22 protein-coding genes are annotated in these 23511 nt (G+C 56.1%); 12 read left to right on the plus strand and 10 right to left on the minus strand.

What is annotated here, in order from left to right:
• Positions 1–47: 47 nt before the first annotated feature.
• Complete coding sequence (locus ALP8811_RS13680) at positions 48–998, minus strand: sugar ABC transporter substrate-binding protein (RefSeq protein ID WP_108857820.1); 951 nt, start codon at positions 996–998, stop codon at positions 48–50.
• 189 nt (positions 999–1187) lie between these two features.
• On the opposite strand from ALP8811_RS13680, the gene ALP8811_RS13685 reads away from it, so the two are divergent.
• The gene (locus tag ALP8811_RS13685) at positions 1188–2186 is read left to right on the plus strand and encodes a LacI family DNA-binding transcriptional regulator (protein ID WP_108857821.1); all 999 of its coding nucleotides are present in this window, start codon (positions 1188–1190) and stop codon (positions 2184–2186) included.
• Between the two features lie 2 nt (positions 2187–2188).
• Here the strand turns inward: ALP8811_RS13685 and ALP8811_RS13690 are convergent, their stop codons facing one another.
• The 3 genes from ALP8811_RS13690 to ALP8811_RS13700 are packed head-to-tail and all read right to left on the minus strand — an operon-like array spanning position 2189 to position 5351.
• Positions 2189–3322, minus strand: coding sequence for a Gfo/Idh/MocA family protein (locus tag ALP8811_RS13690; RefSeq protein WP_108857822.1), 1134 nt, complete (start codon positions 3320–3322; stop codon positions 2189–2191).
• Positions 3323–3334: 12 nt separating this feature from the next.
• Complete coding sequence (locus tag ALP8811_RS13695) at positions 3335–4228, minus strand: TIM barrel protein (RefSeq protein WP_108857823.1); 894 nt, start codon at positions 4226–4228, stop codon at positions 3335–3337.
• Between the two features lie 19 nt (positions 4229–4247).
• Positions 4248–5351, minus strand: a complete 1104-nt coding sequence (locus tag ALP8811_RS13700) for a Gfo/Idh/MocA family protein (protein WP_181363776.1) — start codon at positions 5349–5351, stop codon at positions 4248–4250.
• A gap of 122 nt (positions 5352–5473) precedes the next feature.
• Here ALP8811_RS13700 and iolD point away from each other — a divergent pair, with 122 nt between their 5' ends.
• The 6 genes from iolD to iolG are packed head-to-tail and all read left to right on the plus strand — an operon-like array spanning position 5474 to position 11840.
• Positions 5474–7342: a 3D-(3,5/4)-trihydroxycyclohexane-1,2-dione acylhydrolase (decyclizing) gene (gene iolD, locus ALP8811_RS13705; protein WP_108857825.1), complete on the plus strand. Its 1869-nt coding sequence runs from the start codon at positions 5474–5476 to the stop codon at positions 7340–7342.
• A complete protein-coding gene (locus ALP8811_RS13710) occupies positions 7342–8181 on the plus strand; it encodes a phytanoyl-CoA dioxygenase family protein (protein WP_108857826.1) in 840 nt (279 codons plus the stop codon). The genes iolD and ALP8811_RS13710 overlap by 1 nt, the downstream gene beginning before the upstream one ends.
• Positions 8178–9152: a 5-dehydro-2-deoxygluconokinase gene (gene iolC, locus ALP8811_RS13715; RefSeq protein ID WP_108857827.1), complete on the plus strand. Its 975-nt coding sequence runs from the start codon at positions 8178–8180 to the stop codon at positions 9150–9152. Before ALP8811_RS13710 ends, iolC begins: the two co-directional genes overlap by 4 nt.
• 12 nt (positions 9153–9164) lie before the next feature.
• Positions 9165–10022: a 5-deoxy-glucuronate isomerase gene (locus ALP8811_RS13720; RefSeq protein WP_108857828.1), complete on the plus strand. Its 858-nt coding sequence runs from the start codon at positions 9165–9167 to the stop codon at positions 10020–10022.
• Positions 10019–10849 (plus strand): class II fructose-bisphosphate aldolase, encoded by an 831-nt coding sequence (locus ALP8811_RS13725; RefSeq protein ID WP_108857829.1) that lies wholly within the window; start codon positions 10019–10021, stop codon positions 10847–10849. The genes ALP8811_RS13720 and ALP8811_RS13725 overlap by 4 nt, the downstream gene beginning before the upstream one ends.
• Before the next feature lies 1 nt (position 10850).
• Positions 10851–11840: an inositol 2-dehydrogenase gene (iolG, locus tag ALP8811_RS13730; protein ID WP_108857830.1), complete on the plus strand. Its 990-nt coding sequence runs from the start codon at positions 10851–10853 to the stop codon at positions 11838–11840.
• Between the two features lie 405 nt (positions 11841–12245).
• On the opposite strand, the gene ALP8811_RS13735 is transcribed toward iolG, so the two are convergent.
• The 3 genes from ALP8811_RS13735 to ALP8811_RS13745 form a co-directional block, all read right to left on the minus strand.
• Complete coding sequence (locus ALP8811_RS13735) at positions 12246–13550, minus strand: ferredoxin reductase family protein (protein WP_181363777.1); 1305 nt, start codon at positions 13548–13550, stop codon at positions 12246–12248.
• Between the two features lie 304 nt (positions 13551–13854).
• Complete coding sequence (locus ALP8811_RS13740) at positions 13855–14541, minus strand: aspartate/glutamate racemase family protein (RefSeq protein ID WP_108857832.1); 687 nt, start codon at positions 14539–14541, stop codon at positions 13855–13857.
• 8 nt (positions 14542–14549) lie between these two features.
• Entirely contained in the window at positions 14550–15470 is a 921-nt protein-coding gene (locus ALP8811_RS13745) for a LysR family transcriptional regulator (RefSeq protein ID WP_108857833.1), read from the minus strand.
• A gap of 104 nt (positions 15471–15574) precedes the next feature.
• On the opposite strand from ALP8811_RS13745, the gene ALP8811_RS13750 reads away from it, so the two are divergent.
• The 5 genes from ALP8811_RS13750 (at position 15575) to ALP8811_RS13770 (ending at position 20883) form a co-directional block, all read left to right on the plus strand.
• Positions 15575–16825, plus strand: a complete 1251-nt coding sequence (locus tag ALP8811_RS13750; RefSeq protein ID WP_108857834.1) for an NAD(P)/FAD-dependent oxidoreductase — start codon at positions 15575–15577, stop codon at positions 16823–16825.
• Positions 16826–16897: 72 nt separating this feature from the next.
• The gene (locus ALP8811_RS13755; RefSeq protein WP_245924691.1) at positions 16898–17845 is read left to right on the plus strand and encodes a TRAP transporter substrate-binding protein; all 948 of its coding nucleotides are present in this window, start codon (positions 16898–16900) and stop codon (positions 17843–17845) included.
• A gap of 63 nt (positions 17846–17908) precedes the next feature.
• A complete protein-coding gene (locus ALP8811_RS13760; protein ID WP_108857836.1) occupies positions 17909–18622 on the plus strand; it encodes a TRAP transporter small permease in 714 nt (237 codons plus the stop codon).
• Positions 18619–19932, plus strand: a complete 1314-nt coding sequence (locus ALP8811_RS13765; protein ID WP_108857837.1) for a TRAP transporter large permease — start codon at positions 18619–18621, stop codon at positions 19930–19932. Before ALP8811_RS13760 ends, ALP8811_RS13765 begins: the two co-directional genes overlap by 4 nt.
• Positions 19933–19938: 6 nt before the next feature.
• Positions 19939–20883: a hypothetical protein gene (locus tag ALP8811_RS13770; RefSeq protein ID WP_108857838.1), complete on the plus strand. Its 945-nt coding sequence runs from the start codon at positions 19939–19941 to the stop codon at positions 20881–20883.
• A gap of 535 nt (positions 20884–21418) precedes the next feature.
• Here ALP8811_RS13770 and ALP8811_RS13775 read toward each other — a convergent pair.
• From ALP8811_RS13775 to ALP8811_RS13785, 3 genes are read right to left on the minus strand one after another with little or no spacing between them, the layout of a single operon-like run.
• Positions 21419–22039: a class I SAM-dependent methyltransferase gene (locus ALP8811_RS13775; RefSeq protein ID WP_108857839.1), complete on the minus strand. Its 621-nt coding sequence runs from the start codon at positions 22037–22039 to the stop codon at positions 21419–21421.
• A 4-nt stretch (positions 22040–22043) separates the two neighbouring features.
• Positions 22044–22799, minus strand: coding sequence for a CDP-diacylglycerol--serine O-phosphatidyltransferase (gene pssA / locus ALP8811_RS13780; protein WP_108857840.1), 756 nt, complete (start codon positions 22797–22799; stop codon positions 22044–22046).
• 3 nt (positions 22800–22802) lie between these two features.
• Positions 22803–23495 carry a phosphatidylserine decarboxylase gene (locus ALP8811_RS13785; protein ID WP_108857841.1) on the minus strand — a complete coding sequence of 231 codons (693 nt, stop codon included), beginning with the start codon at positions 23493–23495 and terminating at the stop codon, positions 22803–22805.
• Between the last annotated feature and the right edge of the window lie 16 nt (positions 23496–23511).

Here is a 23511-nt window from a genome sequence, read left to right on the forward strand (position 1 = left end):
ATGGAAAAAGGGCGGCCAAATTGCTCCGGCCGCCCTTTGGGAGAATATCAGCGGTATTCGCCTGCAAACATCTCAATCTTCTCAAGACCGTCGGCAGTAACGAAGCCGGGGCCAGAGTTGATGTTGTTGCCCGGCAGAACGCCATAGCGATGGTAATTGGTCATCACGACAACAGGCAGGTAGGCCTGCAGGAAGGGCTGTTGGTCGATGCCCCACTGGATCACGCCAGCTTTAATGCCTTTGACGATTTCGCCACCCAGATCGAAGGTACCGAAATAGATGTCACCGGCCATACCGTTTTCTTCCAGCGCAAGAAGTGTTGGATCGGCACTGGTCGGCCCAAGCGTCAGAACGGCGTCCGTATCCGGGTTGGCCGACAGATAGGCCAGCACGCGGTTTTTGACCTCGGCCGGGTCTTGGCCGGCGTCGATCATCTGGGTGCCAAGATCGATACCCAGTCCGTCAGCAAAGCCCTGGCAACGCTCTTGCGAGGACGGCTGCACGATATAGTGGTTCACGCACAAAAAGCTGCCGATGCCGTCGCCCTTGGCGCGCAGACCTGCGGCATAACCAGCGTCATATTCTGGCTGACCCACATACATCAGGGCCCCTACTTCGCGGGCCTGCTCGGGCGAACCGGTGTTCATGATGATCACGTCCACACCGCTGTCTACAGCCGACTTAATCGGGCCAGAGAGGACGTCGTAGTCCGCCAGCGTGGTGATGATGCCATTCGGGCCAGATGCCGAGGCTTGTTCGATGATGCGAGCCATGTCGGCCAGGTCACCGGTGGGCGGGTTACGGTATTCAACCTCTACACCCATCTGCTCGCCAGCAAGTGCGATGCCGTTCTTAATCGTGTTCCACCAGCTGTCGCTGTCAGGCGCGTGGCTAACAAGAATGTATTTCTCGCCTTCGGCCGAGGCCGCGGTCGCCGCCATCAGCGGCGCTGCGGCAACGGCAGCCACAAGCGCGAGTTTCTTCGTAAGTGAAGTCATGATTTCCTCCCAAAAATTCACCTTATTTCCGGTGCGAGAGCGGTCCTCCCCGCCTCTCCGACTCGAATTAAAGCACATTCAACGTCATTTTGCAACCGGTTGCAAAATGATCCGGATGGTTTCAAGCTGCAGAGACAGAGAAAACGCGCTAAAAGGATCGAAGAGGCAAGTTAAGAAGGCACGCAGAACATGGCCGTTACGTTGAAAGAGGTTGCAGAACGCGCAGGCGTTTCCCGTTCCGCAGTATCGCGCACTTTCACCGATGGCGCTTCTGTTTCCGACAAAATGCGCCGCAAGGTCGAGAAAGCCGCGCGCGAGCTGGGATACAGCCCAAACGCATTGGCGTCCTCGCTGACCACGGGTCGTACAAAGTTGATCGGTCTAGTCTCGAACAACTTTCACAACCCGATTTTCCTTGAAGTGTTCGACCTGTTCACACGGGGCTTGCAGGATCGCGGCTTGCGCCCGCTTCTGGTAAACTTGACCGACGAAACTGACCCCGAACACTCGGTGCGCATGTTACGCCAGTATTCCGTTGATGGAGTGGTCGTGGCGTCGTCCACCTTGCCGCCAGGCTTTGCCAAGGCGTTTCGTGACGCAGGCGTTCCGGTTGTGCACAGCTTCGGCAGGTCATCATCCGCGCCGCAGGTTCATGTTGTCGGAATCGACAACGTGGAATGTGGGCGCATGGCAGCTCAGACCCTCATTGCGCGTGGTTACTCACATGTGGGGTTCATGGGCGGTCCCGAGGACGCAACGTCCACACAAGACCGACATGCCGGGTTCATGTCAGAGATGACCAAGCACCCCAACATCCAAACCACACATTCCTTTGCCGAGGCCTATTCCTTCGAAGCCGGACGGAAGGAAATGTTGCGCTTGGTGAAATCAAATCCTGCACAAGCCTATTTCTGCGGCGATGACGTTCTATCGATCGGCGCGCTTTCCGCGATCAAGGACAGCAATCTGCAAGTTCCCGATGACATCGGAATTATCGGCCTGAACGACATGGAAATGGCGCGTTGGGAAAACATCAATCTGACCACCATCCACCAGCCAATCCGGCAGATCGTGACCTCGTCGATCGAGTTGATGGTTGCCATGTTGGACGAACCGGATCGCTATCCCGAGGCCCGCATTTTCCCCTGTTCGGTCGTCGAGCGGGACACCTTGCGCCCCGCCCCGTAAACTTATCGGAACATCGGTGGGCGAGCGTCCATCCAGGTGCCGCCATCCTTGGCCGAAGCCACCGCCGTGTGAACAGCCGCCATCGAGCGCACACCGTCCGCCGCATTAGGCAACCCGTCGCGATCCGCACCTGAAATGGCATCGGCCAGATCACAATAGATATTGGCAACGGCCAGCGGAAAGCCCTCGGGATGGGCGATCGCCACCCGGCTTAGACGTTGTGCATCTTCATGCAGCCCGCCTTCGCCCTTTTCGATGATCTGGGTACGACCACCAACTGGCGTGTAGATCAGCTGGTTGGGTTGCTCAGAGGCCCAGCGCAGGCCACCCGTCTCGCCAAACACCTGAATGTCGAACCCGTGCTGACGGCCAATGGCCACCGACGACGTCCAGAGCCGCCCAACAGTGCCACCTTCCATGCGGAAATTGACCATGGCGTCATCTTCCAGAACCCGTGACGGAATGGTCGAAGCGAAATCAGCCGAGAGGCGCTGAACCTCGTCGTCACAAATGAAGCTCGCCATGTGCAAGGCATGGATGCCGCAATCGGCGAACTGCCCGGAAACTCCTGCCATTTCAGGGTCATAGCGCCAGCGCACACGCGGATTGTCCGCGTCTGTCGCGTCGCCGTGATGCCCATGGCTGAAGCTGGTGACGACCAGACGGACCTTGCCGATTTCACCAGCGCGCACCATTGCACGCGCCTGACGGACCATCGGATAAGCCGAGTAGCAGTAGTTAACGGCGCAGATCTTGCCCGATTTCTCGGCAATCTTTACGATCTCTTCGCCTTCCTCGACTGTCATGGTCATCGGCTTTTCGCACAGCACGTTGAAACCGGCTTCCAGAAAGCTCTTGGTGATTTCGAAATGCGTCGCGTTGGGCGTGGCAACGGTCACAAGATCAATCCGGTCGTCGCGATCTTTTTCGCCTGCCAGCATCTCTTCCCAATCGCCATAGGCACGATCAGCCGAGATGCCCAAACGCTGCGCATAGTCGCGCCCCACATCGGGGCGGTGATCCAAGGCGCCTGCCGTGAACGCGAAGCGGCCGTCTGCAAGGGCGCCAAGGCGGTGCGCTGGACCAATCTGGCTGCCTTCGCCGCCACCGATCATGCCCCATTTCAGTTTCGTCATATCGGGAACTCCTTACTTGAAGCCGATGGATTCTAGGTATTCACGGTTCTTGCGGGCATCCCCCACCGGATCCGGATCAAGTGTCGGGTCGCAGTCTTGTTCGACCGTGCACCAGCCCTCGAACCCAGCATCCAAAAGAACCTGACGCACGGCAGAGAAGTCCACGTCGCCCTCGCCCAGATTACAGAAGATCCCCTGCCCGCAGGCGTCATAGAAGCCGGTACGCTTCTCGATCACGTCGGCTTTCACCTTCGGGTCGATATCTTTGAAATGCATATAGGAAATCCGTCCAACATGGCGCTTCATGAACGCCACAGGATCGAACCCGGCATAAGAATGGTGACCTGTGTCGAAACAGATTTTCAGAAGGTTTTCGTCGACCTCGTCCAGCAGACGCTCAAGCTCTGGCTCGAAATCCATGAAGCCAGCAGCGTGGGCGTGGATACCAACGGTCAGACCATATTCTTCGGCACCAATCCGGGCGCTTTCGGCAATGCGGTCGCGATAGGCAACCCACTCGGCCTTGTCCATTTTCTCGGCTTCGGCTGCCCGGCCAGCGGTCGGTGCACGACGCGGCGAGATCGAGTCGATCAGCACAAGATGCTGCGCGCCATGCGCCTTCAGCGCCCGCGCGGTGCGGTGCGTGGCGTCCAGAACATCGTCCCATGCGTCGGGGTCGTGATAGGCGCGAAACACAACGCCGCCGATCAGTTCCAGATCATGTTCGGCCAAAGCCTCGCCCAGCTCGGCGGGGTCTTCGGGCATGAACCCCACAGGGCCCAATTCGATGCCCTTATAGCCCGCGTCGGCACAGTCCTTCAGGACAGATCGCCACGTCGGGTTGCGCGGATCATCCGCAAACTCAACACCCCAGGAACAGGGTGCATTGCCAATTCTGATGCTCATCTTTTAGTGTCTCCGATGCTCAGAAGTCGTTGATATCTTTCCAGGATTGACTGTCGGTCGAGGCAAGCCCCGCCGCAATCACCCGGTTCACCTCATGTCCGTCGCGGAAGGTGGGCCACACATCCGCGCCGGTTTCGATGGCACGCAGGAAGTCACGTGCCTCGATAATGATCTGGTCCTGATACCCGGTGCCGTGTCCCGGCCCCTGACAAAAGGGCTCATAGTCGGGATGGGCAGGGCCGGTCAGGATCTTGCGAAAGCCGCGTTCGGCCTCGGGGTCATCCATGCGATACAGCCAAAGCGCATTCTGATCTTCCTGATCAAAGCGGATCGCGCCTTTGGTTCCAGTGATCTCGTAAGCATAGCCCATTTTACGCCCAGTCGCGATGCGGCTGAAATACATCTGCCCCATTGCACCATTTTCAAAACGGCACATCATCTGAGCGTGGTCGTCATTTGTAACGCGCCCGCCCGGTCTGTCACTGTGAACGGTTTCAACCTCGGCCATGACACGCGCGATCGGTCCCAACAGGGCAAGCGCCGCGTTCACCATATGCGGCGCAAGGTCGCCCATCGTGCCGTTAGCCATGCCGCTGGTGCGCCAGCTTGCCGGAGCGTTTGGGTCGGCATAGAAATCTTCTGTATGTTCGCCGCGAAACCATGTGATGTCCCCGATCTCGCCCGCTGCGATCAAGGCGCGTGCGTATTGGCTGGCCGGGGTGCGGATATAGTTGAAGCCGACCATGTTCGTCACGCCCGAAGCCTCGGCCGCAGACACCATGGCCGCACTGTCCTCCAGGGACGCCCCCAAGGGTTTTTCACAAAAGACCGGCTTGCCCAGCGCAAAGGCAGCCTCGGCGATTTGCCTATGCGTTTCTTGCGGGGTTGCAATGATGATTGCCTCGACCGCGTCATCCTCGACCAAGGCGCGCCAATTGTCTGTTGCGCGCGCAAATCCATAGGCTCGGCGATAGCGTTCTGCGCTGTCCGGGGACGAGGCACAGACCATTTCCAATCGCGGTCGCAACGTGGTCTCGAACACCGCGCCAACGGCGGCCATAGCCACTGCATGGGCCTTGCCCATGTAGCCTCCGCCAAGAATGCCAATGCCGATCTGAGTCACGTGGATGTCCCTTTCGTTTGAAAACAATTTGCAACCGGTTGCAAAAACTGTATCCTGAGAATCGAAACCTCGCAAGCCGCATTCGGCACCGCACCGATTTTTCCCGGGGGAGATACGCTGACATGTCTGCGCAAGACGACACCATCCGCCTGACAACTGCACAGGCGATCATACGCTGGCTTACCAACCAGTTCATTGAAATAGACGGAGAAGAAATGCGCCTGTGTGGCGGCGGCTTCGGCATCTTTGGACATGGTAATGTGACCTGTCTGGGCGAGGCCCTGAACACCGTACGGGACGAGCTGCCGCTGTATCGCGGGCAGAACGAACAAAGCATGGGATTCGCAGCCGCAGGCTATGCCAAGACTTGGGTGCGCCAACGCTTCATGTTCTGCACGGCAAGTGCTGGGCCGGGCACGGCGAACCTTCTTACGGCTGCCGGGTTGGCCCACGCCAACCGCCTGCCCATGTTGCTTCTGTGCGGTGACACGTTCCTGACCCGCCTGCCCGATCCGGTGTTGCAGCAGATGGAACACTTCAACGACCCGACGTTCGGTGTGAATGACGCGTTCAAACCCGTCAGCCGCTATTGGGATCGTATCAGCCACCCGGCGCAGGTGATTCAATCGCTGCCCGCAGCAATTGCTACGCTGCTGGACCCCGCGGATTGCGGCCCAGCTTTCATCGGCCTGCCGCAGGATGTACAGGGCTGGACCTATGACTATCCGGTCAAGTTCTTTGAAAAGAAAGTACATCGCATTCGTCGGCAGTCGCCGGATGAAGCCGAGATCGCCGATGCGGTCGTTGCCTTGGCCGGCGCAGAACGTCCTATGATCATCGCAGGCGGCGGGGTGCAATACTCGCGCGCTGTCAGCGAACTGACCGCCTTTGCCGAAGCCCATCAAATCCCCGTGGTCGAAACCATCGCCGGGCGGGCCAATATGCTGGCAGAGCATCCGCTGAACATCGGCCCCATCGGCGTCACCGGATCGGACAGCGCCAACGCCGTGGCCGAGAAAGCAGACGTGATCGTCGCGGTCGGTACCCGCCTTCAGGACTTCACCACCGGATCATGGACCGCGTTTGACAAAGATGCACAGTTCATCTCGATCAACGCAGCCCGGCATGATGCGGGCAAGCATATGTCCCTGCCCGTCGTGGGCGACGCGAAGCTGAGCCTTGCGGCACTGGGCGCTGCAAGCGGTTACAAAGCACCCGCAGACTGGGTGGCGTTTGCTCAAGATGTGCGGAAAAGCTGGGACGACTACGTTGCCGAGAATGTTTCGTATGGCAACCGCCCGAGTTCCTATGCACAGGCCATCGGCGTCGTGAATGCGCTGTGTGACACGCGCGACCGCGTTGTCGCTGCGGCTGGCGGCTTGCCTGCCGAGGTGACAGCCAACTGGCGCACGCTGGACATCGGTACGGTGGACGTTGAGTTCGGCTTTTCCTGCATGGGATACGAGATTGCGGGGGCTTGGGGCGCGCGCATCGCACAAGCCCAAATGGAACCCGATCAGGACGTGATTACCTTCTGTGGTGATGGCTCTTACATGATGCTGAACTCGGACATCTATTCCAGCGTCCTGTCCGGCAAAAAGCTGATCGTCATGGTTCTGGACAATGGTGGCTTCGCAGTCATCAACAAGCTGCAGAACAACACGGGGAACGAAAGCTTCAACAATCTGCTTGAAGACTGCCCGACCATTGCCGAACCCTTCGGCGTCGACTTCGTGGCGCATGCGTCTTCAATGGGTGCGACGGCCGAGAAAGTCTCGAACCCTGCCGAATTGGGCGACGCGTTCAAACGCGCCAAGGCGTCAGACAAGACCTATGTGATCGTGATGGATGTTGATCCCTATGAGGGCTGGACCACCGAAGGCCACGCCTGGTGGGAAGTTGGCACTCCGCACATCTCCGAAGACGAAAACGTACGCACTGCCCATGTCGATTGGGAAGCCTCGCGCAGCAAACAACGAAAGGGTGTTTGATGAAACGCTTCACTGCCGAAACGGCCAACCCGAAAGACATCATCGACGAACTTCTTCATGGCGGTGGCGCCGTGGCCATCTCTGGTCTGTTCTCACCAGAAGAGATTGCCGAAGCCCGCGCAATCGTGATGGAGCATTCCGAGGAAACAGCCGAGAAAGTCACACATTTTCAGGGGGCCGCTGCTGAAGAGGGCAAGCTGAACCTGCAACGCCGGGTCTGGAACCTGCTGGGCAAGGGCGAGATCTTCTCGCGCATGGCTGCTCACCCCAAGCTAATGGAAATCCTGCGCGCTTTTCTGGGCACCGAATTCATCATGGGATCAATCGCAGCCAACCGCATCTTGCCGGGCGGACCGGGACAGGAGCCCCATGTGGACTATCCATATTGGGATTTCCACAAGCCCGAAACGCACCCGATCGGATTCAATGGTTCTTTCCCAATGAACGCGCAAGTCTCGGTGCTGCTGGACCCGTTCACCAAAGAAAGCGGCGCGACGGGCTATGTACCCGGATCACAGAAAGAGCTGCGCTATCCCGGACCCGAGGACAAGTTCTTTGATCGCTGCGAGCAGATGACCGGAGAGCCTGGCGATGTCGCCCTGTTCTATGGCGTGACATGGCACTGCGCGATGCCGAACAACGCCGACCACGACCGCAGCGCCATCCTGATCCAATATTTGCCCAAATGGGTCAAACCTATGGAAGACATGCCAGCTGCCCTTCCCAAAGAGTTTCTGGATCACGCCAGCCCGGACATGCGCCAGCTTTTGGGGCTGAACTATCCCTACCCCGAGGTGCTGGACGCAGCCCGCGCGGGCAACACCGAGGGCCGCACGTGACACTGATCGACGGCATCAAAGGCAATCGTTTTGCGGTCTTCGGGCGTGCGGGCATGGACATGTTCGCCGACCCGATTGGCACCAAAAGCGAAGACGCCGCCACATTCCGCGCTGATCTGGGCGGGTCTTCCGCCAACATCTGCGCGGGCTTGGTAAAGCTTGGGGCAGAGGCCGCTTTGGTCACCTCGGTCTCGGATGATGCGGTTGGCCGGTTTTGCCTTAACCGTCTGCGCGACTATGGCGTGGACACGACCTATGTGCGGTCGGTGGGCGGAGAAGCCCGCACCTCTCTGGCCGTCTATGAAAGCTGTATCGAAGATTTCCAGAACGTCATCTATCGCAACGGCGCCGCTGATTTTCAGGTGACTGCGTCGGACATGGATGCGGTCGATTACAACACGTTCACCGCCCTGATCTCTGCCGGCACCGTCTTTGCCGCCGAACCCTCGCGTAGCGCGACATTTCACGCCTTCGATAAGGCACGCGATGCCGGGCTGCCGATTATATTCGACATCGACTACCGCCCCTATTCGTGGACCTCACCCGAGGTCGCCGCTGATGTGCTGACCCGCGCCGGAGAGGCAAGCGACCTGATCGTCGGAAATGACGAAGAGTTCGGTTTCATGGCCGGGGGCATCGACAAAGGCTTGGACAAGGCCCGCGCGCTTGCCGCCGATGGGCGCATGGTAATCTACAAGATGGGTCACGAAGGCGCCATCACCCTTGCTGGCGGCGAAGAAATCCGCACCGGCATCTATCCCGTCACCGCCGTGAAACCAAACGGCGCAGGTGACAGTTTCATGGCTGGTCTGCTTGCGTCGATCGCGGCAGGCCACAACTTGCGCGACGCTGTTCTGCGCGGGTCGGCCTGTGCCTCGATCGTCGTATCGAAACCCGGCTGTGCCAATGCCATGCCCACAACCGCCGAGCTTGAGGCCTTTCTTGCCTCGCATCCCGGCCCCACGGAATGAAAGGAGAGCTCAATGCATATTGCGCCCCATGACAACCAGAACAAACCCATCGTGGATGCGGACAATGCGCTGGTCCCCCTGAACTACTTCAACATCGTGAAGCTCAAACGCGGGGAGGTGTTCGAATATGCCGTGCCCGGCTATGAGACCTGCGTGGTGCCAGCCACTGGCACGGTCGATGTGGACGTCGACGGGGCCATCTATCCGGACCTTGGCAACCGTACCGAGGACGTCTGGGATGGCGAGCCAGAGGGCGTGTATGTGCCAGTTGGCGCAAAAGTGCGCATCACCTGTAAAACCGATGAAACCGAGACCTTCATCGCTGGCGCGAAATACGACAAGGTGCTTGAGCCCTTCGATGTGCGCGAGGCACAGCTGGACGTCGTGCAGTATGGGTCTGACGACACCAAGACTCACCGCAAGATCAAGCATATCCTTGGCGCGAACCACCATGACCGTGTAGGCCGCCTTTTGGTCAGCGAGCTTTACACCGTGGGTGAAGGCGGTTGGTCGGGCTTCCCGTCGCACAAACATGACACCGACCGTCCCGACCCCGACGGTGGGATGATCGAAACCCGCCATGACGAAACCTATAACTTCCGCTTCAAGCCGAACTACGGCTCAGGCGTGCAGATGTTGCAGCGTGAAGACAACAAACCGGGGGATGCCTATCACATCATGGATGGTTCCACGATTATGTTGGACAAAGGCTATCACCCCTGTGCCGTCTTGCCGGGATATCAGATGTACTATTTCACTATTCTGGGCGGGCTGAGCCAGCGGTCGCTGAAACAATATTTCCAGCCGACGCATGAAGCACAGCTTCACACCATCCCGGGCATCATGGACATGGTGGCAAAGTTCAAATGAGCCTTGTGACATTGAAAGATGCCCTTCAGCCCGCGCTGAAGGACGGATACGCCGTGGCCGGTTTGGTTACGCTGGGCTGGGAAGATATGCGTGCCTATGTGGCGGCGGCCGAGGCAGAGAACTGTCCGGTCATCCTGCAGGCGGGCCCGTCGTGTCGCGAACACACCCCTCTTCCGATACTCGGCAAGATGTTTCGTCATCTGGCGGAGGCCGCATCGGTCCCCGTCGTGGCCCACCTTGATCATGGTTATACGTTTGATGAATGCCGCGAGGCGATCGACAGCGGGTTTACCTCGGTCATGTTCGACGGCTCACGCAAGCCGCTTCAACAGAACATCGACGAGACTGCCTTGATTGCTGAAATGGCGCATAAGGCAGGTGTGTCCTGCGAGGGCGAAATTGGCTTCGTCGGCTACTCCGGCGGCGAAGGGTCAGCTGGCACCGATCCACAGGAAGCAGCGCAATTTGCCCGTGAAAGCGGCGTTGACGCCATGGCGATCTCGGTTGGAAATGTACATTTGCAGCAGGATAAAGAAGGTGGCTTGGACATCGACCGCATCCGCGCGATCGAAGCCATGACTGACGTACCACTGGTGATCCACGGCGGATCCGGCGTGCCGGTCGCCCAGCGCACTGAACTGGCGCGCGGTTCGAAAATCTGCAAATTCAATATCGGGACCGAATTGCGTATGGCCTTTGGAAACGCGTTACGTGACGCGATTAACGCCGACCCAGCACGCTTTGACCGCGTGCAAATCCTGAAAGAAACCCACGATCCGGTGGTGGCTGCTGCCCGCCGGGTTCTGCAAGCGTTTAAAGGAGCCTAACATGATACGGATCGGACTTTTGGGCTGTGGCCGCATCGGTCAGGTGCATGCACGCTCGATCAGCCAGATCGAAGGCGCGCGCGTGACGGCGGTGGCCGATGCCTTTGCTGAACCCGCGCAAGCATTGGCCGCACGCACCGGCGCCGAGGTTCTAGACCCGTTGGCACTGATCGACAGCCCAAACGTGGATGCCGTGGTCATTGGCACCCCCACTGACACGCACTATGATCTGATCCATGCTGCTACCCGGGCGGGCAAAGCCATCTTCTGTGAAAAGCCCGTGGACCTGTCTTCAAATCGCATTCGAGACTGCAAGACAGTTGTCGAGCAAGCAGGCGTACCTTTCCTGACAGCCTTTAACCGGCGTTTCGATCCGAATTTCGCAGACCTCCAAAACCGGCTTCGGCATGGACAAATTGGGGACGTCGAGATCGTGACTATCCAATCACGCGACCCTTCCCCGCCCCCCGTCAGCTATATCCAAAGCTCTGGCGGTCTGTTTCGCGACATGATGATACACGATCTGGACATGGCACGCTTTCTGGTGGGCGAAGAATTCGTTCGGATATATGCCGTCGGCGCGTCACTTGTGGATCCCGAAATCGGCAAGGCAGGAGACGTGGATACGGCCGCCGTTACGCTGACCACGGCCAGCGGGAAGATCTGTCAGATCACGAATTCACGCCGCGCTAGCTATGGCTATGACCAAAGGATCGAAGTGCATGGTTCTGGCGGGATGCTCCGCGCCGAAAACGTGCACGAGACCACGGTGGAAATAGCAACGGCGTCAGGTTTCACCAAGGCACCGGCCCAGCATTTCTTTCTCGAGCGATACGAGGCCGCCTATCAGGCCGAGATGACCCATTTCGTCGACGCGGTTGCGAGTGGCTCATCGCCAACGCCCAATTTGAACGACGGTCTGCAAGCACAGCTTCTCGCGGATGCAGCTGCAGGATCGCTCGTTCAGGGAACGCCAGTTGACCTAATCTGAATTGCTGTTTCAATTCGGGTATATCGCATCATTTCCCCGAAACTGATGTGCTGACCAACAGGCCTGCAACGGCTCAATATCAAAGGTCCGCTTTAACGTTCTTCACCGTTTCCCGAGCGGCGCGGTGAATGGCTGCTTCCCGCACAAAGTGAACCTAGATGTATTGTGCGGCCTAGGTCCGGTTTGAGCCCAATGTAGCAATAGGGATGAACGCTCAAGTGCTGTCGAAGGCGGGCGTCTCGGCTGCCTGAACGAACGGTCATTTCGCTTACATTGCCGTTCCTCACAAAGACCCAGAGCCGGGATTAGCGCAACGCGAAAGCCAGCAAGGTCAAACATAAGATGACGTTTAGCCCCCAGATCACGAGGGACAACCGACGCCGCGAGTTCATGCTGTGCTTCGGATCAATCATAGTCAAACCGCTCTGTCAGGATGTGACTTGAAGGAGCGCCCCGGCTGATCAGGTGATCTTCAACAATGTCCATCATCTTGACAGGCCCACAGATCACGAACACCCACTGCTTGATCTCCTTATCGGAAAAGACGTTATCAAGCAGTGCCGGAGTGACTAGGCCTGTTTCGCCGTCCCAATTTTCAGGCGGCTCGGATAGAACATAGCGCACGTCCTCGGCATCAAGTTCATCGCGATGGACAATTTGCTCAATGCTCCGGTTGCCATAGATAACCTTTACCGCACGCGGATCACCAGAGAGACGCATTTGTCTGAGGATGCCCAGTAGCGGCGCTATGCCAACACCGCCGGCGATCATCGCAACCCCGGGTTCGTTGCGGCCGTCGACCGACAAACTTCCATATGCTCCATCAAGATAGGCAACGGTCCCCGGCTTGATTTGGCCAACGGTCCGCGTGAAATCTCCAAGCTCCTTAATTATGAAGGAAACTTTTTCTCCGGACGCCGGCGCCGAGGAAATCGAAAACGGGTTCTCATGGAGCGAAAACGGGCTCTGGCCAACATTGATCCAGGCGAACTGCCCAGCCGAGTAATCAAGGCCCGCCCCTTTGTCAGGCGCGACTGTCAGCTCCCACTGCCTTGGTGATAGCTGGACGACGCTACTCACGCGCCATGCGTTCGCCTTCTTGATGAATGGCATCATCAGGTAAACGTAGAACAGCGATGCGACGGCCAGGCCGGTCAATATCAGCCAAACCCATGTCATGATCGGTTGCGATCCGTACCGACCCGCATACACGGTGTGGTGGAGCAAAAGCAGCGCAATCAAGACTACACCAAGGCCATGAAGCAAGCGCCAACTCTCGTATTTCCAATCTAGTTGTTTGCGGAATACCGCAAACAGCACAACGCTTGGCAGCAGCACGAATGCCGCAATCCCGGATGAAAGATAGACCAAGTCAGTGGTGAGCGTGAGTTGACGCGTGGGGTCCCACGGTCGTTGGCCACCTGCAGGCGTACCCCCATACAGAAAGGGGTGCAGCAACGCAAAAAGCAATGCCGTACGCGCCATCACTTGATGAAATCGCATGGTCACATCCATGCCAATACCATTGGAAACACGCTTGAAACGACCAGAGAGGATGAATTCCACAAGAATGATTGAAAACGCCAGTATGCCAAGGCCCGAAGCCAGCTCTTGATGCAACGGACGCGGAGGCCCCCCGACAAGCCAGGAGACGATCAACGGCAGGAGGACAGCTACGAGATAGGCGAGTATCAACAATGACGATTTCACAAGCTTAGATTGACCCATATCTGCAACCGATGCAATCGGCCGTGGACGTAGCCGAGTGCAATTGAAACAGATTTGGCTTTTGCTCGAATAGTACTTCACGCGGACGTTTGCTGTGATCCGGTGTGGAGTAGTTGAGACCATGTAAAAATCGTGACGCGCTCCTCGCATCGCGAAGGGTGCAATTTGGCTGTCAGCTCCGCACGCCGGACGATCTTTGGATTGAAAGACCATTTAGATTGCAAAAGTGAACAATTCTTAGGCTTGGCGAGTTCAGAATTCGAGGCTCCATTCTTATGCAAAATATCTAGTAGCGCATGGGAGCCAACCCCGCCTGAAACCAGTTCAGAAAGCTGACAATCGAATAAACCGGCAATCCAGTGAGCTTTTCAATGTCGGCAGCGTAGGGTGCCATGTTGGTGCATTCGAGCACGATCGCACCCACGGACTCGTGCTTTGAGACGAGCTTCTGCGCTATTGCGCTCATTTCAGTCTGGCAGGACGTGAAATCTATGTCTGGCAGGTCGTCAAAAATTGCAGTCGCAAAGGCCCCATCGCGTGGCAATCCCTCTATCGGCACGTCGCCTCGGGCACCTGCTGCTTGCAAATGCTCAGCCCTCAAGCTGTCTTTTGAGATGGTCAGAACACCAACTTCTTGATTGGTAGGCAGCATCGCCTCGATCATCGGTATCTGCATCAGGGACGAACTGGCAAAAGGAACACCAAGGGCGTCTTTTAGTTCATCTTGCATAAGCGATAGAAATCCGCAGGAAGTTGTCAGCCCCCTACAACCGTCGGCAACCAGCTCGCGTCCGACTTGAATAAAGGCGTCCAAAAGCGCGCGTGGGTCTTCGTGCACAACTTTTTGAGCACTGGCCCCACCGACCGCGCGCTTTTGGACGGGAAAATCCCACGTGTGCAGGTGACCAATGTCGCCAAGAGGGCGCGGAAAATTGGTCTCTAACATCAGTATACCGATAGCTGCACGTTCCATAACGCCTCCTATTTTGCGCGCTCGATGGGTTTGCCGTCGGCGTTGTATGGCTGCAATTCCGCCAAGAGCAGCGCCAGGAATTCTTTACCAAGTTGAGAGAGCGGGCGTGTTGCAGACGTGATCACGGCCATGTCCATCATTATGGGTGGCTCAAAGCGACGCGAGACAAAGCGGTCATCATAATCGAATTCCAATCCAAAACGGTCAAGCAACGCAACACCCATACCTTCCTTTACGAAGGCCAGCAGGTTCTTAAACAGATGCGAATTGACACGTGATTTCATTGGGACGTTGGAATTCTCAAACGCCTCTCGAAGCCGCCGCTGAGTAATATGATCAGGCCCCATCACAAGCAACGGCTCGTCTTTCAGAAGCTCTGGTGTAAGCACTTCATGTCGCTGAAGTGGGTTATCCTTGTGCAACGCAATGCGCGTTTCTACATGCAGCGGGTAGTATTGCAGCGTGTCATAAAGCATCGGCATCTCGCATATGCCAATCTCAAAAAGACCCGATAAGACCCACTCCTGAATCTTCGAACTATACTGCGACTGGAACGAGATATTCATGTTCGGTCTGGTTTTCGCAAACTCGGCAATGAGCTTGGGTACAAAACCGAATGACATAGAGTGCTGGGACGCGATCTGAAGCTGCCCGGCTTGTTTATTTTGCAAGTCAACTACGGTTTGTGTGACGTGATCAAGCCCGCGCACAACCGTGTCGATCTCTCGGTGCATCAGCTCTGCCTCGGGGGTCGGGACAAGCCGACCGTGCAAGCGCTCAAAAAGCGTAAGCCCTGTTTGACGCTCAAGTTGGGCCAGCAAGTTTGATATCCCCGGCTGAGAAATTCCCAAGGAATCGGCAGCACCTGTGACGGTGCCGGTCTCGATGATGGCATGGAACGCTTGAAGCTGTCGGAACCGAAGTCGCATACCGCCGTATATCACTTAAAGTTATATTAGTGCCAGATATTAGTATTGGAAATGATATATAGCGGCTGCCAAACTGGATCCCAACCTTGGGAGTAAGTCGCAGAATGTCTTCAGAGCATATTGTTGTCATCGGTGCCGGGATTGTCGGTGCGTCCTCAGCCATATGGCTGCGCCGTGCGGGATATGATGTCACGCTTCTAGATAAGGGGACGCCCGGCATGGGGGCTTCATACGGAAATGGCGGCATTTTAGCGAGTTGCTCTGTCGTGCCCGTGACCGGTCCTGGCCTTCTTAAGAAAAGCCCGGCGTATTTGGCCGACCCGAACTTCCCGCTTTTCCTACGGTGGGGCTATTTACCCAAACTTGTGCCGTGGCTGATTAAATACATGTCGCATGCAAATGAAGATGACACGCGCAAGATCAGCCAAGGACTGACGACGATTGTTGGCGACAGCCTTGAGCAACATCAGGCGCTGACCACAGGCACCAAGGCCGCGAAGTGGGTGCAGGAAAGCGACTATAGTTTCGCATACCCTGATCGCAACGCCTTTGAAGCCGATGCATTTGCATGGAAGCTGCGCCACGAGGCCGGATTTGAACCCACGTTTATCGAAGGCAATGCCGTTCAAGAAGCGGAACCGATCTTGGGTCCTAAAACGAAGCTCTTGGCCGTGCTTAAGAACCACGGTTTCATTCTGAACCCCGGCTCTTACGTAGGGGATCTTGTTGAGCTTCTGGAACAGATGGGTGGAACGTTCATTCAGGCCGAAGTTAAAGATTTTGAACTGGGTGGGGGTCGGGTCAGTGCAGTGGATACCAGCGTTGGTCGCATCCACTGCGACAAGGCAGTTATCTCATCTGGGGTGTGGTCCAAACCGCTCATGCAAAAGCTGGGTTTGAATGTTCCGCTCGAAGCAGAGCGCGGCTATCACATCATGTTTAAAGAACCCAACCTTAAGCCCAACAATCCTATGATGCTAACGGCTGGAAAATTCGTCGCCACAGCTATGGATCAAGGCGTGCGCTGCGCAGGTGTAGTTGAGTTTGGCGGGCTAAGTGAGACGCCTTCAAAAGCACCTCTGAAGCTGCTGCGCCGAAAAGCACAAGAGATGTTCCCCAAGCTGACATACGCGAGTGATGAAGAATGGCTTGGGTATCGTCCGGCACCATCTGATAGCCTGCCCCTAATCGGCGAGCTTCGCGAAACTGGTGTTTTTACAGCGTTTGGCCATCATCACATTGGCCTGACAGGTGGACCCAAAACGGGCCGTTTGGTTGCTGATATAATTTCAGGAAACCACACCAACAACGATATTCGCCCCTTTGAGCCAATGCGCTTTGCAGCGGGCAAATAACCAAGATCAACAAAAAAGTAACCTAGGGAGAGAACGATGAAACCACTAAACAAGACATTAAGTACGACCGCCATGACTGTGGCGCTGGCAATCGCAGGATCTGCCGCATCTGCAGAGCAATGGGACATGCCAATGGCATATGCCGCAACAAATTTCCATTCGGAGATGGGTGTCGTGTTTGCGGACAAAGTTCGCGAATACACCAGCGGCGAGATTGACATCACGGTTCACCCAGGCGGCTCGCTTTTCAAGGGCGGCGAGATCAAACGCGCGGTCCAAACAGGTCAGGCGCCCATTGGCGAACGCTTCATGTCTGCTCATGCCAATGAAGCCCCGCTTTTGGGCTGGGACAACCTGCCATTCATAGCGACAACCTATGAAAACAACGACAAGCTTTGGGCGGCTGCCAAAGACAAGGTGAATGCACAGCTGTCCGATCTCAACCTTGTGGCGTTGTACACCTGTCCATGGCCTGGGCAGGGCTTCTATTTCAAGAAAGAAGTCATGTCGTCTAAGGACACCCAAGGCGTGAAGTTCCGCTCGTACAACACAGCCACCGCCACCTTTGCTGAAGAACTTGGCATGATCCCCGTTCAGGTTGAAGCTGCAGAGCTTAGCCAAGCGTTGGCCACAGGTGTAGCAGAGTCGTTCATCTCGTCAGGCTCAACGGGCTATGACCGGAAGGTGTGGGAAAACTTGACCCACTATTACAAAGTGAACGCATGGCTTCCGCGCAACTATGTCATGGTTAACAAAGGCGTCTGGGATGGGCTGAGTGCAGATATGCAAGCAAACGTCCAGAAGGCCGCCGATGAAACGGGCACTGCATGCGCGGCCAAGTCGGCAGAGCTTGCCAACTGGTATTTCGAACAGCTGGAAGCCAACGGCATGAAGGTCGAAGACGCGGGTCCCGAGTTCCTTGCCGAGCTTGAAACCATTGGTGCGAAAATGACAGCTGATTGGCTCGCAGAAGTTGGCGAGGATGGCCAAGCTATCCTTGACGCCTACAACGCCAACTAAGCCCAATGGTAGCGGCCTCACTCAAAGCGAGGCCGCTACCAAACTGAATTCAGGGGAATTTCCATGCGAGACTGGCAACCATTTCTAGGGCTTCCCTTATGGGTCTGGCTCTTTGTGCTTCCAGCGCTTTTAGCGCTCTATTGTCTTTGGCAGGGACCAAAAGCCGTCGCGCTTCTGTCACCTATTTGGAGGCTACTCGATAGACTCTACAAGGCCGCTGGCGTGCTTGCTGCATGCTTTATGGTGGTGATCTTGCTGCTGATTGTCGGCCAGATGATTGCCCGTTGGTCCAGCCTCACCTTTCCCGGATCGACCGAATACGCAGGCTACGCCATGGCTGCGACATCCTTTTTCGCCCTGGCTTACACATTGACGCAGGGGGGGCATATCCGCGTGTCTGTTTTGCTTAATCTCAATAGGCACACCGAGTTTTGGCTTGATGCAGTGGCGATGTTCATTGCGGCCATCACTGCCACATATTTTGCGCGTTACGCGATCAAGACCAACATCATGTCAGAGATGCTGAATGATCGAACGCAAGGACAGGATTTCGTCCCGGAATGGCTGCTGACATTCTTCTCCATGTTCGCCAATTCCCCAGCAAAATGGGGTGAGATGTGGGCAAAGACAGGGTCGGAATGGGTGTACACACCCGTTTGGTTGCCACAGCTGCCGATGTCGATTGGTACCGTGCTTTTGGCAATCGCAATCTGGGATTACCTGACACGACTTCTTGCGCATCGTAAAAGTCAAATTCACGGGGAGGTTCTGGAATGAGCGAACTATACGCCACAGCGATTTTCCTTTTTGTCCTTTTTGCGCTTTTAGGGGGTTCCGTTTGGATCGGGCTTGCACTGATGGGTGTGGCTTGGGTTGGTATGGAGCTGTTCACATCGCGCCCAGCCGGCGATGCGATGATCACCACAATCTGGACAGGCGCTTCAAGCTGGACCCTCACGGCCCTACCGCTGTTCATCTGGATGGGTGAAATCTTGTATCGAACGCGATTATCCCAAGATATGTTCCGCGGGCTTGCACCCTGGATGCGCTTCTTGCCCGGCGGCCTGTTGCACACCAACATCGCGGGTTGCACGATCTTCGCGGCTGTTTCTGGGTCATCTGCGGCGACGCTTAATATGGTCGGCAAAATGTCCATCCCCGAGCTGCGCAAACGTGGTTACCCAGAGTATATGATCATCGGAACATTGGCGGGTGCAGCGACGCTTGGGCTAATGATCCCACCGTCACTTACACTGATCGTATACGGCGTTACGATCAATGAAAGCATCACCAAGCTTTTCATGGCGGGTGTCTTTCCCGGCCTCGTCTTGGCTGGACTTTTCATGCTCTACATCATGGCCTGGCACTTCATTTACAAAGAGCAGCGCCCCGAACCAGAACCCCCGATGCCATTTGGCAAACGGCTCTCCGAAAGCCGCTTTCTGCTGCCGCTCTTCGGTCTCGTGTTCGTAGTCATTGGCTCGATGTATCTTGGCTATGCCACCGCCACTGAAGCCGCTGCTGTTGGTGTTCTTGGGGCGCTTGCCCTCTCGGCCATGCAAGGTTCGCTTGATTGGAAGACATTCCAAGGCAGTTTGATGGGGGCAACGAAAACCTCGGCCATGATCGCATTTATCCTGATGGGAGCAGCGTTCTTGTCGCTCTCGATGGGCTTCACGGGCTTGCCGCGTGCGTTGGCCGAACTGATTGAAAGCTATAATCTATCGCCGGTGGCCCTGATCGCAGTGTTGACGGTGTTCTACTTGATACTCGGGATGTTCATGGATGGGCTATCGTCCGTGGTTTTGACAATGGCGATTGTCGAACCGATGATCCGCGCCGCTGGCATTGATGTGATCTGGTTTGGGATCTTCCTTGTTGTTGTTATCGAAACCGCGCAAGTTACGCCGCCCATCGGCTTCAACCTTTTCGTGCTGCAGGGAATGACCCGCCACGATATCGGATACATCGCCAAGACAGCGATCCCGATGGTTGGCCTTATGCTGCTTATGGTGGTTATCCTGGTGATCTGGCCCGAACTGGCCACATGGCTGCCCGAAAACATCCGCCAAGGTCCGGGCCGCTAAGCCCGGATGCTTCACGCGCTTGGGTTCGTTGCGCGCTACGGGCGCTTTGTTCTTGTAATAGGACTGATCGCCGGGCTTGTGTTGCCCGGCGTAGCCTTGGCCCTTCGCCCGTGGCTTAGCGAACTAGTGCTGCTTTTGTTGTTTCTTACTGCGTTTCGCGTCGGTCTGCCGTCAGCACTTGAGGGACTTACCCAAACCCGTAATACGTTTGGAATTGTGCTGGTCTATCAACTGGTATTGCCGCTGCTTTGCATCGCCCTCTTTGCAATCTTCGGTCTTGCACACAGCCCAGTGGCCATTGCGTTAACGCTCATGCTTGCCGCTCCGTCTTTGACTGCAAACCCGAACATGGCGGTCCTGCTGGGCCAAGCACCCGAGCCGGCCTTTCGGTTGCTCATTCTTGGTACATTGGTCCTGCCGATTACGATTATTCCCATCTTTTGGTCCTCACCCGCGTTGGGAAACCTGACGGAAGCGGTTCATGCAGCCTTGCGCCTTGGTCTTTCGATCTGCGTGACCATCGTGTTGGCGTTCTCGCTTCGTGCGATCATTCGGCCCGAGATGCGGAAGCCTGAAGTCCAAGCGCTGGATGGGCTTACGTCGCTGGCTTTGGTCGTCATCGTGATCGGACTTATGAGCGCCGTGGCACCGGCCTTGTCGACAGCCCCTTGGACGCTCGTGAAATGGCTTCTTGTGGCAATGGCGGCCAACCTTGGCTTGCAGGCACTGTCATATGTAGGGTTGCGCCGGTTTGGATCAAAGCACAGTGCGGCACCCATGGCTTTGGTGGCTGGAAATCGCAACGTTGCACTTTTCCTTGTCGCATCATCGGCCACTCAAACAGACGAGTTCCTTTTGTTTCTGGGGTGCTACCAGTTCCCCATGTATTTAACCCCAATCCTCATGCGCCCGCTTTTGGGGCACCCAGGTAGTAGCGAAAAGTTGAGGTGAAATTAGGCCCTGTCCTCGCTTTGAGATTATTCAGAGCCCAGGTAAGCAAGGCGCAATACCAATGAAGGGCAATCGGGCAGCGACCGCTGTGATGACCTGATTACCTCAAAGTGGATATTGGCGCAGCCGCAGCGAATGGCTGCTTCCCACCCAAATTTCCGAATGGGAAGAAGGTTTAGGTCCTTCCTGGCCCTCCCCCGAATGGGGGGAGTTTGCACCCCGCTGCATCGAGATTTGAAGCGTCCCGCAAGTGTTGAGATTTAGGTTATTGTTGCCACCTCTCCTCCCGCCAACTCGAAGAGGTGGGGGGAGGGCACAAGCTTTCTCGACTTGCCTATGGACCGGAGGGGAAGCCTTCTTGCGCGCAAAGCTGAAATTGACCAGAAAAAACCCACTCTCATGCTGAACGAAGGTGAAACCTGAAAACCGCCTTCAGGCGAACAATATCAACGCTGAAGACCAACGCGTAAGTGTAGCTGCTTAGCATACAATCACCGTGCACGAATTCCCCTAACGGGTCTGGTGTAGAGATCAACTATTCACTTTTTTGCAGCACCAAAAATGTCATCATTCCCATGGGCGGCAGCGATTTCTTCTCGATCACCTTAAGCTCGGGTTGCTTGAGAACCGTGGTGATTTCAAAGTCCGAATGCCAGCCAAGCAGATTGGCAAATGGTGCGGTTAACCGCTCGATCCGAGCGAGCAATCCGGTTTCTCTGGCGAAGTGATTGGTGATCACGAGACGGCCGCCTGGTTTGCAGACACGTACCATCTCAGCCATGACGCGCTCGGGTTCTGGTACGACTGATATGATGTGCATCGCGGCGACGACATCAAACAATGCATCGGGAAAATCGAGATTGCGTGCATCCATCTGCCTCAAATCTTGTACATGATTCAAATCCAGAGTTTTGGCCTTGGCCCGCGCCTTGGCCAACATATCTTCGCTGAAATCAATGCCCGTCACCCTCAGATCTGAGCGATAGTTTGGCAACGCGAGACCTGTTCCAACTCCAACCTCAAGAACCTTTTCGGCACCCTGTTCGTTAATGTAGTCGACTGCTGTTCGGCGCCCGACATTCGTAATGGCCCCAAATGTTTTGTCATAGACCGGCGCCCAACGGGCGTATGAGGTTTTGACGGCATTGAGCTCCAAGACACTATCCCTCGACTGGTTTTGATTTTCGTGAACAGCGGTATGCCCAAACAAGGCAAACTACGTAAACTAAGGTAAGAAATGTCAGCGTGGCCCATAGGTAGGTCAGCAGGGCTGCGGTCAAAATCGCTGCCCCCAACAGGAAGAACTTGGCATTGGCGCGATCCATAGCCATGTTCTTAAATGAGTAGGTCGGGATACGACTGATCATCAGCAGACCTACCAAGCAGATGTAAAAAGCGACAAAGGCCGGGGGGGTCAGAGGCATGTCTGAAACTGCAAACGAGAAGACCATCGGCAAAATTACCAAGACCGCCCCAGCAGGTGAGGGTACACCAACAAAAAACTCAGAGGGCGTAGAACCCGTTTCCAATCGACCGCTGACATTGAAACGCGCAAGGCGTAAGACGCAGCAAATTGCGTAAAACAAGACAGCGATCCAACCAGCGCTTCGGAAGTCCTGAAAAGCCCAACTGTGCAAGATCAGCACCGGTGCGACGCCAAAGTTAACAAAATCAGCAAGTGAATCGAGCTCTGCTCCAACAGCGGTTGACCGCTTTAATAGACGCGCCACCCGACCGTCGAGACCATCAAGAACACAGGCCGCTAGAATGAGCTGAACAGCCAATTCAAAGTTGCCCTCATACCCAAATCGTATCGCGGTAAGCCCTGCGCAGATTGCGGCGATGGTAATAAGATTGGGCAACAGATAGATCAAGCGAATATCTGATTGCTTTTCACTATCCAAGGGCTCAGCCATTGATCAATCCGCCAAGGCGGTGCGCGCGGGTTCAGTAGAGGCAAGATCTGCTAAAACGGTCTCACCTGCAATCATGGTTTGTCCTAGGTTGACCATTGGTTCTACCCCATCGGGCAAATAGACATCCAACCGCGAGCCAAAACGGATCAGGCCGAACCGCTCTCCGGTACGCAAGGTGGCACCTTTCGTCGTGAAGCAAACGATCCTTCGTGCGACCAGCCCCGCAATCTGCACCACGGCAATTTGGCGGCCGTCAGTCATCTCAATACAAAGGCTGTTGCGCTCGTTGTCAGCACTGGCTTTGTCCAGCGACGCATTGAAAAACTTGCCCGGACGATAGGCTATCGCTGCGACCTGACCCGCTATTGGGGCACGGTTCACATGGCAATTGAAGACACTCATAAACACGCTGACGCGGGTTAGAGCCGTATCAGGCATTCCAAGTTCGGCTGGCGGGACAGCTTTTTCGATGAGCGAGACGATGCCGTCAGCAGGACTGACGATCAGCCCCTCTCGCGAAGGAGTGACGCGCACGGGATCCCGAAAAAAGTAGTAGCACCAAATCGTTAGACCCACACCGATCCACCCTAGAACGGACCATATGAGAAAGAGGACGACTGTGATTGCGGCAAAGATGCTGACAAATTTGCGCCCCTCAGGATGCATTGGCTTAAGGAACGTGTCACGCATCTTCATGGGGGCAACCTAATCT

The sequence above is a fragment of the Aliiroseovarius pelagivivens genome, assembly GCF_900302485.1.
Lineage (GTDB): Bacteria > Pseudomonadota > Alphaproteobacteria > Rhodobacterales > Rhodobacteraceae > Aliiroseovarius > Aliiroseovarius pelagivivens.

What these genes read in the sequence shown, in the direction of transcription:
- ALP8811_RS13680 (WP_108857820.1), bottom strand. Translation starts at nt 998, where the DNA reads ATGACTTCACTTACGAAGAAACTCGCGCTTGTGGCTGCCGTTGCCGCA.
- ALP8811_RS13685 (WP_108857821.1), top strand. Translation starts at nt 1,188, where the DNA reads ATGGCCGTTACGTTGAAAGAGGTTGCAGAACGCGCAGGCGTTTCCCGT.
- ALP8811_RS13690 (WP_108857822.1), bottom strand. Translation starts at nt 3,322, where the DNA reads ATGACGAAACTGAAATGGGGCATGATCGGTGGCGGCGAAGGCAGCCAG.
- ALP8811_RS13695 (WP_108857823.1), bottom strand. Translation starts at nt 4,228, where the DNA reads ATGAGCATCAGAATTGGCAATGCACCCTGTTCCTGGGGTGTTGAGTTT.
- iolD (WP_108857825.1), top strand. Translation starts at nt 5,474, where the DNA reads ATGTCTGCGCAAGACGACACCATCCGCCTGACAACTGCACAGGCGATC.
- ALP8811_RS13710 (WP_108857826.1), top strand. Translation starts at nt 7,342, where the DNA reads ATGAAACGCTTCACTGCCGAAACGGCCAACCCGAAAGACATCATCGAC.
- ALP8811_RS13720 (WP_108857828.1), top strand. Translation starts at nt 9,165, where the DNA reads ATGCATATTGCGCCCCATGACAACCAGAACAAACCCATCGTGGATGCG.
- ALP8811_RS13725 (WP_108857829.1), top strand. Translation starts at nt 10,019, where the DNA reads ATGAGCCTTGTGACATTGAAAGATGCCCTTCAGCCCGCGCTGAAGGAC.
- iolG (WP_108857830.1), top strand. Translation starts at nt 10,851, where the DNA reads ATGATACGGATCGGACTTTTGGGCTGTGGCCGCATCGGTCAGGTGCAT.
- ALP8811_RS13740 (WP_108857832.1), bottom strand. Translation starts at nt 14,541, where the DNA reads ATGGAACGTGCAGCTATCGGTATACTGATGTTAGAGACCAATTTTCCG.
- ALP8811_RS13745 (WP_108857833.1), bottom strand. Translation starts at nt 15,470, where the DNA reads ATGCGACTTCGGTTCCGACAGCTTCAAGCGTTCCATGCCATCATCGAG.
- ALP8811_RS13750 (WP_108857834.1), top strand. Translation starts at nt 15,575, where the DNA reads ATGTCTTCAGAGCATATTGTTGTCATCGGTGCCGGGATTGTCGGTGCG.
- ALP8811_RS13755 (WP_245924691.1), top strand. Translation starts at nt 16,898, where the DNA reads ATGACTGTGGCGCTGGCAATCGCAGGATCTGCCGCATCTGCAGAGCAA.
- ALP8811_RS13760 (WP_108857836.1), top strand. Translation starts at nt 17,909, where the DNA reads ATGCGAGACTGGCAACCATTTCTAGGGCTTCCCTTATGGGTCTGGCTC.
- ALP8811_RS13765 (WP_108857837.1), top strand. Translation starts at nt 18,619, where the DNA reads ATGAGCGAACTATACGCCACAGCGATTTTCCTTTTTGTCCTTTTTGCG.
- ALP8811_RS13770 (WP_108857838.1), top strand. Translation starts at nt 19,939, where the DNA reads ATGCTTCACGCGCTTGGGTTCGTTGCGCGCTACGGGCGCTTTGTTCTT.
- pssA (WP_108857840.1), bottom strand. Translation starts at nt 22,799, where the DNA reads ATGGCTGAGCCCTTGGATAGTGAAAAGCAATCAGATATTCGCTTGATC.
- ALP8811_RS13785 (WP_108857841.1), bottom strand. Translation starts at nt 23,495, where the DNA reads ATGAAGATGCGTGACACGTTCCTTAAGCCAATGCATCCTGAGGGGCGC.